This is a genomic window from Burkholderia contaminans (genome assembly GCF_029633825.1).
GTDB classification, from domain to species: Bacteria; Pseudomonadota; Gammaproteobacteria; order Burkholderiales; family Burkholderiaceae; genus Burkholderia; species Burkholderia contaminans.
The window spans coordinates 1,428,389-1,442,805 of the sequence record NZ_CP090641.1 but is presented as its reverse complement, the minus strand read 5'-3'; the positions used below and the strand labels follow the sequence as shown (position 1 = coordinate 1,442,805).

Sequence of the window (14,417 nt, the reverse complement as noted above, 5' to 3'; positions counted from 1 at the left end):
GCGATGGCAGCGGCCGGCCGCGTCGTGCCCGGCCGCTCCGACTTCGTTGCCGATGACCGGGCGGCCATGACGATTCGACATGGACCGGGCAAAGCGCGGTATTCAACTTGGGTGCGAAGTATCCGGCGCGGCGGCAAGGGGCGCTCGACCGCACGATTATGCGATCAACTGTGCCAGGACGCGCCAGTTGGCGGTCATGCTGCGCTTGACGACGGAAGTCCGGCTCACGCGTTCGGCAACGTGCAGCTCGCGCTGACGACGCTGGTGGTCGACAGAAGCGGAAAATCCTGATGCGGTACGTGGGACCGCCGGCTTTCGCCAAGCCCGATGACGTTATCGGGCAGGCGTTGAATAAGCGCCGCAATGGAATCTGCGCCAGCATTGCAGTGCCCGCCCGGTGCCCGGTGCCGAAATGGCGTACTCGATCCTCAGGGGCACCTCGGGAAATACCGTTCGCGTCGAAAGCGACAGCCTGCTAGCAGAATAGGCGGACGCGATTAACGCTGGAAAGGACACGATTTGCACTATCTCCGTACTTCGACAGCTGGGATGGAGATGCGCAGGTGTTCCGGCTTCAGTCCCGCGGGCGTCGCATTCTGCAGCATGCCCGGAAAACGACTACCCGTTCTGTCGTAGCAGTGGAATCCTGCAATTGCCGTGACGTACAGGTGATTGTTACGGATGTAGATAAGTGGCGCCGACCCGATATCCCTGATTCACGGCCATCATGACTGGCTTTGTCATTCTTTGCGCAAAGTTCCTGTCAGGCGACGTAGTTCGTCCAGCAGTTTGACGGCAGGCGTGGGTAGCGTGCCTCGCCGGCGCCGAAACGCCGTTAAAGTGCGCTGCGCATCCAGGCCGTCAATATCGAGAGCGTCGATGACGCCAGCCTTGCTTTCAGTGTCGTACATGGGTTCTGCCATCCATGAGACAAAGCCACATCGCGCTACCAGGCTTTTGAGCACGGTTACAGAACGAGTCTCGACCGCGATGACTGGCATTGGGAGACCGTGGGCTCTGAAGGTTTCCTGCATGTGGGCATAGGGGCCGGTTCCCTTGGGTGTGAGTGCCCATCGTTGTGTCAATGTGTCATCGAGTCGAAGACCGAACTTCGAGCGCAACGGATGATCGGTCGCGGCGACCACGAAACTCCTGTCGGCCCATGAACAATCGGAGATCGCGGCGACATCCTCGGTTTCGATTCCAGATGTGCAAAGCGCCAGATCGATTTCGTAAGCAAGCAAGCCCTCGACGAGACGATCCCAGACGCCTTCGATCACCTCCACACGCAGATTTGGCCATTTTTCGAGGACACACGTGATCGCCATCGGTAACACGAGGCTCGCGATGCTGCCCACCGCGCCAACCTTGATCACGCCTTTCGCCAGGCCGCGCATCGCGTCCAGTTCCTCGCGCGCCTGTTCGGCCTCCCTTTGCAGCGACATTGCATGTGGCATCAATGCTTCGCCCAGCGCGGTCAGCTGCATCCCTTTGGTGTGACGCTCGAAAAGCGGCGCCCCTACGGACTCCTCGAGTCGTTTGATCGATCTGCTCAGCGCCGGCTGGGTCATGTTCAGCATGGTCGCTGCTCGTCCCAGGCTACCCGCGGAGACGATCGTGGTGAACATCGTCAACTGCTGCAGATTGAAACTCATCGTGACGAACCAGATTGAAAGGGTTGAAGGGATCGAACGCGATCCCGGGTTGCCCGGCGCCAGCTAGGTGTCTTCCCTGAAAGGGATCGCCGTGCCAGCTCGCTGTGGCGACTGGAGTGCTCGCGATGCCGGCGGACAGCCTTGTCCAGAAAGGCTTCCGGGCTGAATGGTCCCATTCGGCCACCCGATTGGCTCATGCCCGAATGTAATGACTTTGAGCCTTTTTGGCAATTTTCAAACAAGGTATCGAATCCCATACTGCGGCTCATCCCATCACCGCCAGCCTGAGTGGCGAACCGCAGAGGATTCGAGATGCAACGAAACACAAGTGGGCAGCCGACCGTTCGCGATGCCGTCGTGGACTTGATGCGGCGCCTCGGGATGACGTCCGTGTTTGCCAATCCCGGCTCGACCGAGCTACCCATGTTCCGTGACTTCCCGGCGGACTTCCGGTACGTGCTCGGGTTGCAGGAGGCGGTGGTGGTCGGTATGGCGGACGGTTATGCCCAAGCAACCGGCAATGCCGCCCTGGTCAACCTGCATTCGGCGGCCGGTGTCGGCAACGCGATGGGCAACATCTTCACGGCCTTCAAGAACCGGACGCCTCTGATCATCACGGCCGGCCAGCAGGCCCGTTCGATTCTGCCGTTCGATCCGTTTCTGTCGGCATCGCAAGCAACCGAGCTGCCGCGGCCCTATGTGAAGTGGAGCATCGAACCGGCTCGTGCCGCGGATGTTCCGCTGGCGCTCGCCCGTGCTTACCACGTAGCGATGCAGGAGCCGCGTGGCCCGGTGTTCGTTTCCATTCCGGTCGACGACTGGGACCAGCCGGCCGATTTCGTCGAGGTGACGCGCGTCAGCACGCGGTTCCGCGCCGATCCTGTACGGATCGCAGAGATCGGTGACGCGCTGGACAACTGCAAGCGGCCGGCCATCGTCGTCGGCGCGGAACTCGATCGTGCCGATGCCTGGAGCGAGGCAATCCAGCTGGCCGAGCGCCACAATGCGCGGGTTTATGTTGCGCCGATGTCGTCGCGCTGCAGCTTCCCTGAAGATCATCGGCTTTTCGCCGGATTCCTTCCGGCGATGCGCGAAAAAATCGTTGGGATTCTGAACGGACATGACCTGATCTTCGCCGTCGGTGCACCGGCTTTTACGTATCACGTCGAAGGCAGCGGGCCGCACGTGCCCGATGGCGCGGCGTTGTACCAGCTCATCGACGATCCGGCTACCGCTGCATGGACACCGGTCGGCACGTCGGTGGTGGCGAACATTCGCCTGGGGCTGGCGGACCTGCTCGCCCGTCCCGCACCGCAAGGCCGGCCTCTGCCGGCGCCGCGCGAGGTCGTCGAGCGAGCCGAGCCCACGGCAGTGATGTCGGTCGCCTATGCGTTGCAGACGCTGTCCGAGGTTCGCGACGCAACGGATATCGTGGTCGAGGAGGCGCCCAGTTCGCGCCCCGTCATGCAACGTTACCTGCCGTTCACGCGCAGTCAGACTTTCTACACGATGGCAAGCGGCGGTCTGGGCTACGGCATGCCCGCCGCAGTGGGCGTGGCTTTGGGCAAACCAGGCAGCCGCGTGATCGGCCTCATCGGTGACGGCTCGACGATGTATTCGCCGCAAGCCATCTACAGCGCGGTCCAGCTCGATCTCCCGATCACATTTGTCATCCTGAACAACGCACGCTACGCAGCGTTGCAGGAATTCGCGCCCGTATTCGGCTTCTCTGCGTCGGATCCGGTACAGGGCACCGACCTCCCGGGGTTGGACTTCGTCGCTCTGGCCAACAGCATGGGTTGCAAAGGGGTTCGGGTGAGCGACGCGCTGCTGCTGAAGCCCGCGCTGGAAGACGCGCTGTCCTCGGGCAAAACATGCCTCGTAGAGATCGTCGTGGCCTGATCGTGAGTCGGTGATTCGACAGGCTGGCTTTCCAAGAATATTCCAGGAGACGGTAATGAACCAGGTATCGATGTTGATCAACGGCGAGCGTACGATGGCTCGCGATGGGGCGACATTCGAGCGCCGTAACCCGCTCGATGACACGGTCGCATCGACGGCGCCGGCCGCGACTGTCGCCGATGCGCAAGCGGCGGTGCACGCTGCGGCCGCGGCGTTTCCCGCATGGTCGGCAATGGGTCCCGGCGAACGACGCGCATTGCTGAATCGAGCCGCGGATGCGCTCGAAGAGAAGGACGACGCTTTCGCGCTGGCCATGGCAGCCGAAACGGGCGCGTCCCGCCTTTGGGCGGATTTCAACGTCAAGCTTGCAGCCGACGGGTTGCGCGAAGCCGCTGCGATGATCACGCAGATTTCGGGCGAAGTGATTCCATCGGACGTACCGGGCAGTCTCGCGCTGGGCGTGCGGCAGGCTGCCGGCGTCGTGCTCGGGATCGCACCATGGAACGCGCCCGTCATCCTGGGCGTACGTGCCATCGCGTTGCCGCTGGCGTGCGGCAATACCGTCGTGCTCAAAGGTTCCGAAATTTGCCCCGCGACCCACGGCCTCATCATCGAGGCGTTACAAGATGCCGGACTACCGCGCGGCGTCGTGAACTTCGTCACGAACGCGCCGGCGAATGCGGGCGACATCGTCGAAGCGATCATTGCCGAGTCGGCGGTCAGGCGGGTGAACTTTACGGGCTCGACCCGCGTCGGCCGCATCGTCGCGACCCAGTGCGCGAAATACCTGAAGCCTTCGGTACTCGAACTCGGTGGAAAGGCGCCGTTTCTGGTGCTTCACGATGCCGATATCGACGCTGCCGTTCAAGGCGCGGCATTCGGGGCGTTCGCCAATTCCGGCCAGATCTGCATGTCGACCGAACGCATCGTCGTGGACGCGGCGATCGCCGATGAATTTGTTGCGCGACTAGCCGAAAAGGCAAAGAGCCTGCCGCTCGGCGATCCGAGAAAGGGCCCGGCCGTGCTCGGCTCCGTCGTGGACATGGCGACCGTCAGGAGATGCAACGACCTGATCGACGACGCGCTGGCCAAAGGCGCGACGCTGGTATGCGGAGGGAAATCCGAGACCACGCTCATGCCCGCCACGTTGCTCGATCACGTGACGGCGGACATGCATATCTATCGGGAGGAGTCGTTCGGGCCCGTCAAGGCGATCGTTCGCGTCGACGGAGACGAAGAGGCCATCGCATGTGCAAACGACAACGAATATGGTCTGTCGGCGGCAGTCTTCAGCCGTGACGTCGCGCGTGCGTTGACGGTGGCGAAGCGTATCGAGTCCGGGCTTTGTCACGTCAATGGGCCGACGGTTCACGACGAGGCGCAAATGCCGTTTGGCGGGATGAAGTCCAGTGGCTTCGGGCATTTCGGCGGCAAGGCCGGAATCGCGGAATTTACCGATTTGCGCTGGATCACCGTGCAAACGACGCCTCGGCACTATCCGTTCTGATGGTTGCGGCGGTCAGCGCGCGTGTTTCTCATCGTGGAAGCGATGGGCTTCCGCATGGTCGGCGCAAACAAAATAACAACCCTATACCGTTGAAACGCCTTCGCTCCTGGAACGACGAGCGATCGGCTCAAGGAGACTGCAATGCCTGTCGTCGATTTCGAGTTCTCGCCCGATCGCACCCGGTTCCAGTTCGACCGTCACGTTGGAAGACGGATTATGCAGGACTGCGATTCAGGCTTCATCGGGTTGGCCGGGAGAGCGAAATGAACGATCGTAATCCGCGTCTGCCGACCGTAGACATCGGCCGCACCCTCGATGACGGACCGTTCTCGGCATTCCAGCGAATGGTCGTCCTGCTCGCCGCGCTTGCGATCGTGATGGATGGATTCGATGGGCAACTCATCGGGTTCGCCATTCCCAGCTTGATCAAGGAATGGGGCATCACGCGCAACGCATTTGCGCCTGCCGTTGCCGCCGGCCTCGTCGGCATGGGGATCGGCAGCGCGTTCGCGGGGCTGTTCGCGGACAGGTTCGGTCGGCGCTGGGCAATCATCGGGAGCGTACTGGTATTTGGCCTGGCGACGAGTTCGATCGCATTGTCGCCGGACGTCATGACCATTGCCATCCTGCGCTTCTTCGCGGGACTGGGTATCGGCGGTGCACTGCCGAGCGCGACGACCATGACGGCGGAATTTACGCCTGCCCGCCGGCGGACGCTCGCCGTGACCGCAACCATCGTCTGCGTACCGCTGGGCGGCATGCTGGCCGGGCTGTTCGCGAGCGTCGTGCTTCCTCACTATGGCTGGCGGGGACTCTTTCTCATTGGCGGCACGCTGCCCGTCGCTCTGGCGCTCCTGCTGTACTTCGTCATGCCGGAATCGCCCCGTTATCTTGCCCGCCGTCACGAACGTTGGCATGAACTGCGTCAACTGCTGACCCGGATGTCCCGCTCGATTCAGCCGGACGCCGTGTTCGCCGATCAGAAGGAGCAGAAGGCAGGGCAGCGTCCAGGCTTTCGTGCTCTGTTCGCAGACCATCAAGGCCGCGACACGCTTGCGATCTGGGTCGCTTTCTTCATGAACCTGGTCGCGGTCTACAGCGCATTCAGCTGGCTGCCGACGATGCTTGCAGGCGAGGGCCTGAGCCCTTCGGTGGCGGGTTCAGGTTTGACCGCCTACAACCTCGGCGGCGTACTCGGCGCGATGGGCTGCGCGGTGGCGATCGGTCGGTTCGGGTCACGCTGGCCGTTGCTCGTGTGCTGCCTGATGGCATCCGCGAGCGCGCTTTTCCTGCGCGGTCTCGACGTCTCTGCCCACTCGACGTTGCTCGTGTTCGGAATCGGCTTGCACGGCCTCTTCGTGAACGCCGTTCAGTCGACGATGTACGCCCTTTGCGCGTACATCTATCCGACCGAGGTTCGCGCGACCGGTACCGCATCCGCGCTCGCGTTCGGGCGGCTCGGCGCGATTCTCAGCGCATTTGCGGGGGCCTTCGTGATCACGCAGGGTGGGGCGTCTGCGTATCTGGGCATGCTGGGCGGCGCGATGGCGATGGTTTTTATCTGCCTGATGATCGTGCGCCGCCATATTCCGCCCATCAAGAGCGCGTGAGCTCAGTGTCTAGGGCGACGTTTGCTACGGGTTCTGCGCAGAGCAGGTAGCGACGTCGCTCATGTTGAACCGAATGACGGAAAGCGTCTGACAGTACCTATAGTTGGAGATCTCATGCGCACTCAAGTAGGCATCATTGGCGCCGGTCCTGCCGGCCTCCTTCTTTCTCATCTTCTGCATCTGAAGGGTATCGAGTCCGTCGTGCTCGAAACCCGCGGACGCGAGCAGATCGAATCGACGATCAGGGCGGGCGTACTCGAGCAGGGGACGATGGATCTGCTCGAAGCGTCGGGTGTCGGTGAACGGATGAAGGCGGAAGGTGCATTGCATCACGGCTTTGAACTTGCGTTCGACGGAAAGCGGCGGCGTATCGACCTCAAGGCGTTGACCGGGCGGTCCATCACCGTCTACGCGCAGCACGAAGTCATCAAGGATCTGGTGGCGGCTCGCGTTGCTGCAGACGGTGCGATCCTGTTTGGTGTCTCGGATGTCTCGATTCGCGACATCGATACATCGGCTCCGTCGATACAGTTCGTGCATCAAGGGCAGTCGCATACGCTGGACTGTGATTTCGTCATTGGATGCGATGGTTCGCAGGGGGTGTCCCGTTCGATGATTCCCGAGAGCGTTCGCCGCGATTTCGAGCGCGTCTATCCGTTCGGCTGGTTCGGCATTCTGGTCGAAGGTGCGCCGTCCGCCGACGAACTGATCTATGCACGTCACGATCGCGGCTTTGCGTTGGTCAGCACGCGTTCGCCGACGGTTCAGCGCATGTATTTCCAGTGCGACCCGAAAGATTCCGTCGACAATTGGTCCGACGACAGGATCTGGGCCGAAATGCATGCACGCGTCGACTCTGCCGATGGTCAGTGCGTTGTCGACGGGAAGATTTTTCAGAAGAATATCGTCGGCATGAGGAGCTTCGTCTCGACGACGATGCAGCACGGACGACTATTTCTTGCCGGCGATGCCGCTCATATCGTTCCTCCTACCGGAGCCAAAGGTCTCAACCTGGCAGTCTCCGACGTACGAATCCTGAGCAGCGGACTCGACGCGTATTACCGGATCGGCGATGAAGCGCAACTCGCTTCGTACAGTCAGCTTGCGCTGAAACGGATCTGGCGCGCGGAGCATTTCTCCTACTGGATGACCCGCATGATGCATCGCCTCGATGATGCATCACCGTTCGAGCAGCAGTTGCAGGTTGCCGAACTCGAGCATGTGACCACGTCCGAGACTGCGGCGAGGTCCATGGCGGAAAACTATGTCGGGAGCGTTGCCGTCTAGCTTTCGCCGTGTGTGCCGCTGCTCGGTCGTCTTCCGGTTCGAACGATCGCGAGAGGCGCGCGCAACCGGACTACAGCGTGCCTCATGCATTTCGCATCACGATTTACTCTGACAGTACGCAAATCATGACAACAGGATTTCCCGGCATTTTCTCCGTCAGCGACTATCGTGACCAAGCCAAGCGGCGGCTGCCGCGAATGGTGTTCGACTATCTGGAAGGCGCGGCGGACGATGAATCGGGACTCAGGCATAACCGTTCGGCGTTCGACAGATTGCAGTTGTTGCCACGCCGACTGTCGGACGTCAGCACGCGGGAGCAGTCTGTGGCGCTTTTGGGCCGGCGTATCCCCTTGCCGCTGGTGATCGCGCCGACGGGTCTCAATAGCGCATTCTGGCCCAAGGGAGACCTCGCACTCGCGCGTGCAGCGGGCAAGGCCGGTATTCCCTTTGCGCTATCGACGGCTTCCAACATGTCCATCGAAGAGGTGGCAAAAGGGGCTGACGGGGAGCTGTGGTTTCAACTGTACGTCGTTCATCGCAACCTCGCGAAGAGCCTGGTCAATCGTGCCCGCTCGGCTCGCTATTCGACCCTGATCCTCACCACCGATGTCGCGGTCAACGGCTTTCGCCGCCGCGATCTTCGTAACGGCTTTGCCATGCCGTTCAAGGCTAGCGCACGTGCGGCCGTCGATGGACTGTCGCACCCGCGTTGGCTCTGGTCTTATCTGACGAACGGCATGCCGGAGCTGAAGAATTTCGCGACGGACGATGCATCGGACACGGCCTCCCAGGCCGCGATTCTTCGCCGGCAGATGGATGCGAGTTTCAGTTGGGACGACCTGCGCCGTCTGCGGGACGAATGGCCGGGCAAACTCCTCGTCAAGGGCATCCTGACGGCCGACGATGCCGCGCGGTGCGTCGACCTCGGCGCGGACGGCGTCATCGTTTCGAACCATGGCGGCAGGCAACTCGCCGATCTTCCCGCGACGGCCGACGTGCTGCCGGATATCGTCGAGCGCACCTCGGGAGCGACGGTCGTGCTCGACAGCGGCATCCGGACGGGCGCCGATGTCGTCAAGGCGATTGCGCTGGGGGCACATGCCGTGATGCTGGGGCGCGCCACCTTGTACGGGCTGGCTGCCAGAGGGGAAATCGGCGTGAGCGACGTCATCGAGATGATCCGGCAGGAAACAGACCGGACGCTCGCGCTCATCGGTTGTCGTTCGGTGGGTGATCTGGATCGCAGCTACATTTCGAAGCGGCTGTCATAGGCAACTGCGCATTGACGGCGGATTCTGGATGCGCAATCGTTCGGGATAGCGATCCCGCGTATTTGCCGCCGGAACCTTGTGCCATGAATACAGTGACGACCACGGATCATTACCATCGCGACGACAGGCTTTTGGCATGGGCCGATCAGGTTCGGGCCAGTTGCGTCCCCATGGCTTTCAGGACCGAGTCCGATCAGGGGTTTCGTGGCGAGATTTCCAGCGTGACCACGGGTGGTGTGTGTGTGTCGCGGATCTCGGCGGTCGATCACGTCGCCGCGCATGACTGGGACGACGTGCGGCGCACGGCGGACGACTACCTGCTCGTGTCGATACAGACCGAGGGACGCGGTGCGATCGAGCAGGATGCCCGCACGGCGTTCGTCGGCCCTACAGACATGGTGCTGTTCGACTCGTCGCGCAATTTCGTGTGGCATTTCTCCGGGCAACATTACACGATCCGCTTTCCCCGGCAGGCGCTGGAGAAATTGGTGCCGTGCGGCCGGCAGCACACCGCAGTGCGGATTCCCGCGGCCACCGGGATACGCCGAATCGCCGCGGACCATGTCGCGTCGCTGCACCGAGCGCTTTCGTCGGACGAAGGCGCCATGACCGGTTGCGAGAGGCTTGGCGATGTGTCCGCCAACCTGGTCGCGCTGGCGTTGGCGGATTATTTCAACGCGGTTCCGCTGCCCAGATCCAACGTGAAAGAGATGCATCTGCTCCGGGCACGCGCGTTGATCAAGGATCGGATTCACGAGCCGGAACTGGGACCCGAACAGATCGCCGATGAACTGGGGGTGTCCAGCCGTTACCTCTACCGACTGTTCGCTGAAGCCGGAGAGTCGATCGGCGAGACCATCTGTACGGCCAGGCTCAACGGGTGCGGGGAGTGGCTCCGGCAACGCGCGTACGCGAACCGCTCGATTACCGATATTGCGATGGCATGGGGTTTCAATAATGCATCGCATTTCAGTCGTACGTTTCGACGTCACTTCGGCATGTCTGCGCGCGACTACCGGGCGAAGCATCGCGACGCTGTTTGAAGCGCCATGAGTCGGCTGCACGGCGATCGAGCCTGCGGGCAGCATAAGTAAAAATCCTGTTCTGTCAGAGTCAAGCGTCCGCCATATTGGCCCCGGACACTTTCTCTACAACGTTGCGGGCGTCCCGTCCCGCGAGTCGTGGAGGAGTATCTTGGCTCTCAACCATCCCCAATTCAGAGCGGCTGTCGTGCAGGCCGCTCCGGCGTTCCTCGATCTTCAGGCCGGAATCGCAAAGTCCATACGCCTGATTGAAGAGGCCGCGCAGGCCGGCGCCGACCTGATCGCATTCCCCGAAGTGTGGCTGCCGGGCTACCCGTTCTACGTCTGGCTCGGTACACCGGCCTGGTACATGAGCAAAGGCTATGTTCAGCGCTACTTCGACAACTCGCTGAGCTACGATAGCCCGGAAGCCGATGCACTGAGGGACGCGGCGAGGAAAAACCGAATCACGGTGGTGATGGGACTCTCGGAGCGCAAGGGCCACTCGTTGTATATCTCCCAATGGATGATCGGCCCCGACGGGGAAACCCTCCTGAAGCGACAGAAACTCAAGCCCACCCACCTCGAGCGAACCGTGTTCGGTGACGGGGAGGGCAGCGGCTTGACCGTGGTCGACAGCCCGCTGGGAAAGCTCGGCGCGCTGTGCTGTGCCGAACATGTGCAACCTTTGACCAAAGCCGCCATGTATGCGCAAGGCGAACAGGTCCACGTCGCCGCGTGGCCGAGCTTTTCCCTCTATGAATTTGCCAGCGCATTGAGCCACCAGGTGAACAACGCGGTTTCGCGGACCTACGCGGTCGAAGGAGGGTGCTTCGTCCTCGCGCCTTCGACCGTCGTCACCGAGGAGATGGTCGAGAGCCTTTGCGACACCGCGGACAAACGTCAATTGTTGCGGGCGGGCGGTGGCCATAGCGTTGGCTATGGGCCCGACGGGGCGGAGCTGTTCGAGAAGATCGACGAAACCGCGGAAGGCCTGCTCTACGCCGACATCGATCTCGGCCTGCAATCGCTTTCGAAGTGCGTGTTCGATCCGGTGGGGCATTACTCCCGGCCTGACGTCCTGCGGTTGCTGATCGACCGGCGACCGCGCCCCCCTGTCACCGAGATTCTCGACAGAACGCCGCTAGCGACGGCCGCCGACGATCAGACATCATCGGACGACGGCTGCTTGTCCGAGCTTGCGGGAAGCGAAGCAGATCAGTAGCGGGACCGTCGCGCTTGCCATGTCATCACATGGCGAGCCGGGGCAGACGTTTTCATGTCGCAGCAGTGTTTGCTTGATTTCGATTGAAACCGGATGAGTTTTCCTCGAAACAACGGCCAGCCAGTCACGACGATATATTTAGGATATCGATATGAATTACAGGGAAAATAGAAGCTACGAATGGAAGATGGTCATCTTTCTGGCGGTGCTGTTCGGCATCGTGGGTCTCGACCGTCTGGTCATCGTGTATCTGTTTCCGGTCCTTCTGCCGGAGCTCAAGCTGAACAACACGCAGGCCGGCGCCATCGCGTCGGTTCTCGCGCTGACCTGGGCCATTTCGACATGGGTGCTCGGGAGTCTGTCTGACCGCCATGGGCGTCGCAAGATTCTGCTCGGGTCGTCCATCTTCTTCTCGGTGATGACCTCCTTTACTGGCGTCGCCAAGTCGTTCCACAGCATGCTGCTCGTGCGAGGCCTCCTTGGCGTGGGCGAGGGCGGAGTGTTCAGCGCCAGTGTCGCGACCATCGACGAAATATCGACGCCGAGCCGGCGTGGCCTGAACCTGGGCATTCACCAGTCGTTTTTCCCGCTTCTGGGTATCGGCCTCGGGCCGATCATCGCCACCCAGCTGGTGATGCACATGCGCTGGGAGTGGGTGTTTTTCGTGCTCGGGATTCCGGGGCTTTTGCTGACCTTCCTCATCGGCAGGACCATGCGCAAGACGGAGGCCGGTCGCGACAAGCAGGTCCGGTCCGCATCGGGCGGCCCGTTGACCGTGCTGAGATACAAGAACATCTGGTTGACCACGGTCATCGGATCGCTTTTCCAGACGGGCCTGTTCGTGTTCTCGACGTTCGTCGCGCTCTACCTGACCAAAGTGGTGGGCCTCAGCCTCGGCACGGTCGGCCTGATCATCTCCGGGTGGGGGTTCGGCGGGTTTATCGGGATGATCGCTGTTCCGGCGATATCGGATCGGTTCGGGCGGCGTATCGTGCTCGTCGTCTCCGCGACTTGCTATGGCATCCTGATGTTGGCGTTCGTGCTTTGTCACGCCTCCCCGGTCGTGATGTTCGCCAACCTCTTTGCTGCCGGGATTTTCGGCTTCGGCATCGCGCCGCTCTTTCTTGCCGTGATTCCTTGCGAGTCCGTACCGTCTTCGCTGACCGGCTCCGCCGTGGGCGTTCCGACCGCCGTCAGTGAACTCATTGGCGGCGTCCTGATGCCGGTGGTGGCAGGTGGGCTCGCCGACACGTTCGGTCTGGGTTATCCGATGCTGATCGTCGGGTGTGTGTCGTTGGTGAGCGCGTTCGTGGGGATGTTTCTCGACGAAACGGTTCCCGCCGCGACGTCGACGCATGCTGTCTCGAACGTCGACGCGGCCTGAACGTCAGGCGATGAGGCGACGCTGCCTGGGTTGACTGCGTCGTCGTCATTTCTGACGATGCGCTACAAAAAAGCCGGCGCGCAATCTACGAAGACCGACATGCACGAGAGACGTAGATGCCAACCCTGCCGCAGCTTTCAGTGGTCGACGCACAAGGCGCGATCGATCGACGCGAGATTTCCTGCCTGGAATACGTTCAGGCGCTGGTGGATCAACAGGCCAAAACCGAGTCGCTGAACGGGTTCGTGTATTTCAACCCGGAGGCGCTGTTGCAAGGGGCGCGGGCGCACGACGAAGCGCTCGAGGCCCGGACAGGCCGGCTGTCGCTTGCCGGTATTCCATTGGCAATCAAGGACAACATCGACTGCGCGGGCATGCCGACAGCCGCGGGAACGGCAGCGCTCCGCCACGCTGTCCCGCGAGCGAACGCGCCAGTCGTGGCACGCGTGATCGAAGCCGGTGCGTTGGCCGCCGGCAAGGCCAACATGCACGAACTCGCGTTCGGCTGCACCAACGACAACGGATTCTTTGGTCCGGCCCGCAACCCGTATGACCCGTCCAGAATTCCCGGGGGAAGCAGCGGTGGATCTGCCGTGCTGGTGGCGAGCGGGGCGGTGCCGGCGGCGCTCGGCACCGATACGGGCGGATCGGTGCGAATACCGGCGGCGCTATGCGGGCTGGTCGGCTTTCGCCCCACTCATGGACGCTATCCGTCCGGGGGCGTCGTCCCGATATCGCCCACGCGCGACACGGTCGGTCCGATTGCCCGCACCGTCTCCGACGTGATGTTGCTGGACGAGATCCTGTCGGGAAGTGGTTCGGCGCTTCCCGTTGTCGACGGTGCACGCGACTTTCGGCTGGCGGTCCCGTACTCGACGATGTGGGAGGGGCTGTCACCCGATGCCGGGCCTGTACTCGAACGTGCGCTGCAGAAACTCGAGGACGCAGGATTCGAACTGGTCGACGTGGACCTGCGACGTTATCCGTTTTTTCGTGCGCAGAAGAGCGCAACCATCCCTTTTTTCGAGTTTGCCGGCGCTGTGTCCCGCTACCTGGAAACAGAGGGCGTGGCCGTGACGTTCCCGGAGATCGTTGCGCAGATCAAGAGTCCGGACGTGGTCCGGATCGTCAGCGACATCCTGGGGGCCGGTGCGATTTCCGCGACCGAATATGCCGAAGCGCTTCTCGCGCGAGAGCAGTCGCGCACGTCTTACGTGGCATGTCTTCGCGAAGTGGGCGCGGACGCCCTGCTGTTTCCCACCGTCCCGATTCCGGCCTGCAGCATCGGCGCTGAAACCGTGGCGGTCGGGTCTGAGTCGCTCGGTATTTTTGCCGCGTACACACGCAATACCGAACCGGGCAGCAACGCAGGGGTACCCGGCATCACCGTGCCCGCAGGTCTGACCCAGGATGGGCTCCCGGTTGGATTGGCGCTGGACGGTGCGCCGCATTCGGATCAGCGAATCCTGCGGATCGGCAAGGAAATGGAGCGTGTTCTGTGTGCCGCGACGTTCCCGCGTCTCGACGCACACGTTTGATCCATCCGGCAACGGC

The 14,417-nt window shown here is 62.1% G+C and carries 11 protein-coding genes; 10 read left to right on the top strand and 1 reads right to left on the bottom strand.

Annotation, left to right across the window (positions count from 1 at the left end; translation table 11 throughout):
• Positions 1 to 3 precede the first annotated feature (3 nt).
• Positions 4 to 291, top strand: coding sequence for a hypothetical protein (locus LXE91_RS24090; protein ID WP_135370698.1), 288 nt, complete (start codon positions 4 to 6; stop codon positions 289 to 291).
• 449 nt (positions 292 to 740) lie between these two features.
• Here the strand turns inward: LXE91_RS24090 and LXE91_RS24085 are convergent, their stop codons facing one another.
• Positions 741 to 1,655 carry a LysR family transcriptional regulator gene (locus tag LXE91_RS24085; protein ID WP_039350010.1) on the bottom strand — a complete coding sequence of 305 codons (915 nt, stop codon included), beginning with the start codon at positions 1,653 to 1,655 and terminating at the stop codon, positions 741 to 743.
• Between the two features lie 312 nt (positions 1,656 to 1,967).
• On the opposite strand from LXE91_RS24085, the gene mdlC reads away from it, so the two are divergent.
• The 9 genes from mdlC (at position 1,968) to iaaH (ending at position 14,401) form a co-directional block, all read left to right on the top strand.
• A complete protein-coding gene (mdlC, locus tag LXE91_RS24080; RefSeq protein WP_039350014.1) occupies positions 1,968 to 3,557 on the top strand; it encodes a benzoylformate decarboxylase in 1,590 nt (529 codons plus the stop codon).
• Positions 3,558 to 3,612: 55 nt separating this feature from the next.
• On the top strand, positions 3,613 to 5,064 hold the full coding sequence (locus LXE91_RS24075; protein WP_039350017.1) for an aldehyde dehydrogenase: 1,452 nt from the start codon (positions 3,613 to 3,615) through the stop codon (positions 5,062 to 5,064).
• A 263-nt stretch (positions 5,065 to 5,327) separates the two neighbouring features.
• Entirely contained in the window at positions 5,328 to 6,674 is a 1,347-nt protein-coding gene (locus tag LXE91_RS24070) for an MFS transporter (RefSeq protein WP_039350021.1), read from the top strand.
• A gap of 114 nt (positions 6,675 to 6,788) precedes the next feature.
• Entirely contained in the window at positions 6,789 to 7,961 is a 1,173-nt protein-coding gene (locus tag LXE91_RS24065; RefSeq protein ID WP_039350024.1) for a 4-hydroxybenzoate 3-monooxygenase, read from the top strand.
• 125 nt (positions 7,962 to 8,086) lie between these two features.
• A complete protein-coding gene (locus tag LXE91_RS24060; protein WP_039350027.1) occupies positions 8,087 to 9,232 on the top strand; it encodes an alpha-hydroxy-acid oxidizing protein in 1,146 nt (381 codons plus the stop codon).
• 83 nt (positions 9,233 to 9,315) lie between these two features.
• Positions 9,316 to 10,275, top strand: a complete 960-nt coding sequence (locus LXE91_RS24055; RefSeq protein ID WP_052760105.1) for an AraC-like ligand-binding domain-containing protein — start codon at positions 9,316 to 9,318, stop codon at positions 10,273 to 10,275.
• Between the two features lie 151 nt (positions 10,276 to 10,426).
• Positions 10,427 to 11,479: a carbon-nitrogen hydrolase family protein gene (locus tag LXE91_RS24050; protein WP_063779165.1), complete on the top strand. Its 1,053-nt coding sequence runs from the start codon at positions 10,427 to 10,429 to the stop codon at positions 11,477 to 11,479.
• 151 nt (positions 11,480 to 11,630) lie between these two features.
• Positions 11,631 to 12,863 (top strand): MFS transporter, encoded by a 1,233-nt coding sequence (locus LXE91_RS24045; RefSeq protein ID WP_198113719.1) that lies wholly within the window; start codon positions 11,631 to 11,633, stop codon positions 12,861 to 12,863.
• Positions 12,864 to 12,979: 116 nt separating this feature from the next.
• Positions 12,980 to 14,401, top strand: coding sequence for an indoleacetamide hydrolase (iaaH, locus tag LXE91_RS24040; protein WP_046196360.1), 1,422 nt, complete (start codon positions 12,980 to 12,982; stop codon positions 14,399 to 14,401).
• The last annotated feature ends 16 nt before the right edge of the window (positions 14,402 to 14,417 follow it).